Source organism: Psychrobacter sp. T6-1 (assembly GCF_052258445.1).
Genome location: NZ_JBQQFC010000283.1, coordinates 1 through 3,116, shown reverse-complemented (window position 1 = coordinate 3,116; position 3,116 = coordinate 1). Strand labels below are relative to the sequence as shown.

General features: G+C 48.5%; 2 protein-coding genes. Both read left to right on the top strand.

Annotation, left to right across the window (positions count from 1 at the left end):
• The first annotated feature begins 44 nt into the window (after positions 1 to 44).
• A complete protein-coding gene (dxs, locus tag ACTXGO_RS11695; RefSeq protein ID WP_443574632.1) occupies positions 45 to 2,093 on the top strand; it encodes a 1-deoxy-D-xylulose-5-phosphate synthase in 2,049 nt (682 codons plus the stop codon).
• A 154-nt stretch (positions 2,094 to 2,247) separates the two neighbouring features.
• The gene (locus ACTXGO_RS11690) at positions 2,248 to 3,075 is read left to right on the top strand and encodes an inositol monophosphatase family protein (RefSeq protein WP_443574630.1); all 828 of its coding nucleotides are present in this window, start codon (positions 2,248 to 2,250) and stop codon (positions 3,073 to 3,075) included.
• The last annotated feature ends 41 nt before the right edge of the window (positions 3,076 to 3,116 follow it).

Below are 3,116 nucleotides of genomic sequence, written 5' to 3'. Positions count from 1 at the left end.
GCTAAAGGTATATCACGTCAAGCTTGATAGGTATCGTACGGTTTATGCAGCAGTCAACTCATCCCCTACAGTCTCAGTCAGCATCTGCAGCGCACTCTATTGCTGATGCGCCTGTGTACCCATCAGCTTTGCAGCAAACTTACGATACTATTCCGCGCACGCGTCCATTGACTCCGCTGCTAGACACTATTGACGCGCCTGCTGATTTGAATGATTTAAGTTGCGAGCAGCTCATTACATTAGCCGATGAGCTGCGTCTGTTTGTACTGTATTCAGCAGGTCAAAGCGGCGGTCATTTTGGCGCAAACTTGGGCGTCATTGAGCTGACGATTGCACTGCATCATCTGTTGGATATGCCGCAAGATCAAATCGTTTGGGATGTCGGTCATCAAGCTTATGCTCATAAAGTATTGACTGGTCGCCGTGATAAGCTTGGCTCTATTCGTGCCAAAGATGGTCTAACCGCTTTCCCTGAGCGCGGCGAATCTGTATACGATACCTTTGGCGTGGGACACTCCTCGACTTCTATCTCAGCTGGGCTTGGTATGAGCCTTGCGCTGCGTTACCAAGGTCGCGCGCAGACTGTTGCTTGCGTTATCGGCGATGGTGCGATGACAGGTGGCATGGCGTTTGAGGCCATGAATGATGCGGTGCAGCAAAACGCTAATCTGCTAGTCATATTAAATGACAATGATATGTCGATATCCTGCTCTATCGGTGGGTTTTCACGGCATTTAGCGATGCTGTGGGAGTCAGGCTATCAGGTGGATATCGCAGAAACGGGCGAGCCTGTCTTGCGTCATAGACCTAATATGCGTGATTTTGATCGGCGCAAACGCCACAAAGCCATGCGCGATGTTCCTAATTTAGAAGACAACTTGTTTAAAGCTATAGGCTTTACCTACTTTGGCCCCTTTGATGGTCATAACATGCCTGAATTATTACAGGTGTTATCGAGAGCTAAACAAGTCAAAGGCCCAGTCTTGGTACATATTTATACCACCAAAGGTCGCGGCTTTGCGCCTGCTGAAGCGGATCCTGTGGGTTATCATGCGATTAGTAAGCTGGCTGGTGATACGCCAAACAATGATGTCGCCAAAGACAGTCCAGCTAAAGCACCAGCACTAAAATTCTCGCAAGTATTTGGGCAGTTTTTGTGTGATAAAGCTGAGCAAGACGATAAGCTGTTAGCTATTACGCCTGCGATGGAGGAGGGCTCAGGGATGACCCTGTTTGCCCGCCACTATCCTGAGCGCTTCTTTGATGTAGCAATCGCTGAGCAGCACGCGGTCACGCTGGCAGGCGGCATGGCAACCCAAGGGGTCAAGCCTATTGTGGCGATTTATTCCACATTTTTGCAGCGCGGTTATGATCAATTAATTCACGATATCGCTTTGCAAGATTTGGACGTGATGTTTGCTATCGACCGTGCAGGGTTAGTCGGTGAAGATGGTGCAACCCATGCGGGTATATTTGATTTAGCCTTTATGCGCTGCGTACCTAATATGATTGTCGCGGCGCCAAAAGATGAAAACGAGTGCTACCATCTACTTAATACTTGTTATGAGTATCAAGGGTGCAGCGCGGTTCGTTATCCACGCGGCACGGGCACAGGCGCCCTTATCGTTAAGCCTGCTGAGCAGTATAAGATCGGACAAGCCGTTATTGAGTCAGTATTGGGTTCTAGTGAGGCTCAGATTAAGCTGATTTTGCTAGCGTTCGGAACTAGGGTTGCGACAGCTGAGCAAGCGGCAAAGGTGTTGAGTGCTGAGCAAGCCGATTGTCAGATTCAAGTGGTCAATATGCGCTGGGTCAAGCCTTTAGATAGTGAGATGATAGAGTCGCTAATTGAGCAAGGCGCGACGCATATCGTAACGCTTGAGGAGCACGTCATCATGGGCGGGGCTGGTAGCGCGGTCAATGAGTATTTGCTCAATGAGTCAGTCGCTTATCAGCGTCAGCGACCGGTAGTACTTAACATCGGTATAGCCGATCAGTTTGCCGCTCATGGCTCGCAAGCCGAGCAGCTCGCAGACTGCGGCTTAGATGTCACAGGCGTAACCTCTCAGCTCAAAGGTTTGTTATCTTCGTAGTCTTATATTTTATTGAAAATATATTTATTAGCTTTAAAAGTTTTAGTACGACGCCTGCTTGCCGCAGGTGTAAATTATTTTACAGTGTGTCTTAAATGGCTTTAGCTACGGCTAATGCTTTTGTTTTATTCATTGATTAGGTAAAAGGTTATTTATGGAACCCATGGTCGTCATCGCAGCGCGTGCTGCTGAAAAAGTTGGAAAAGAGATCTTGCATGCGCATCAAAACCGCCACAAAATCGAGTTCGATACCGAATCTAAAGGTCTTGATGGCTTGGTCACTCGTATCGATCGCTTTAGCGAAGAGCTGACGATTGCGACGCTCAAAAGCAGCTATCCAACGCATTCATTTTTGGGTGAAGAGTTTGGTATGCAAGAAGGTCGCGGCGAAGATGCTGATTGGTGCTGGATTATCGATCCGCTCGATGGTACCAAAAACTTCGTCCACGGGGTTCCGCAGTTTTGTGTGTCTATCGCCGTGCAGCATAAAGGCGTCACTCAGCACGGCGTTATCTATGATCCCGTTCGTGATGAGATGTTCTCAGCGAGTCGCGGCAAAGGCGCGCGTCTTAATCAGCGCCGTATCAACGTTAGTGATCGCAAAACGCTTGAGGGTGCATTATTTACCACAGGTCATCCGCTAGAGCGTAAACGTAACGGCGAAGTCATCTCTTATGCCAAAGAGCACTTTGAGAGCTTGCAAAAGGTCTGTGAAGCGGGCGGTCAAATTCGCCGCCTGGGCTCAGCCGCCCTAGATCTATGTTACGTAGCAGCAGGGCGTTTTGATGGGTATTTTGAGATGTCTATCAAGCCTTGGGATATTGCGGCAGGTGAGCTGATTGTCACCGAAGCGCGCGGCGTGGTTGTCGATCATACGGGCGCGCATAACTCTATGACTACAGGCTCTATCTTTGCCTGTAACGTCAAACTACTCAAGCCACTAATGCAAATCGTTGTCCCGGCTTGGAACGACGCCATTTAATATCATTTATTAATAATCACAAAAAAGCTGACTTCAAAATG

Coding starts and splice junctions, on each gene's coding strand:
- dxs (WP_443574632.1), top strand. CDS start 45: ATGCAGCAGTCAACTCATCCCCTACAGTCTCAGTCAGCATCTGCAGCG.
- ACTXGO_RS11690 (WP_443574630.1), top strand. CDS start 2,248: ATGGAACCCATGGTCGTCATCGCAGCGCGTGCTGCTGAAAAAGTTGGA.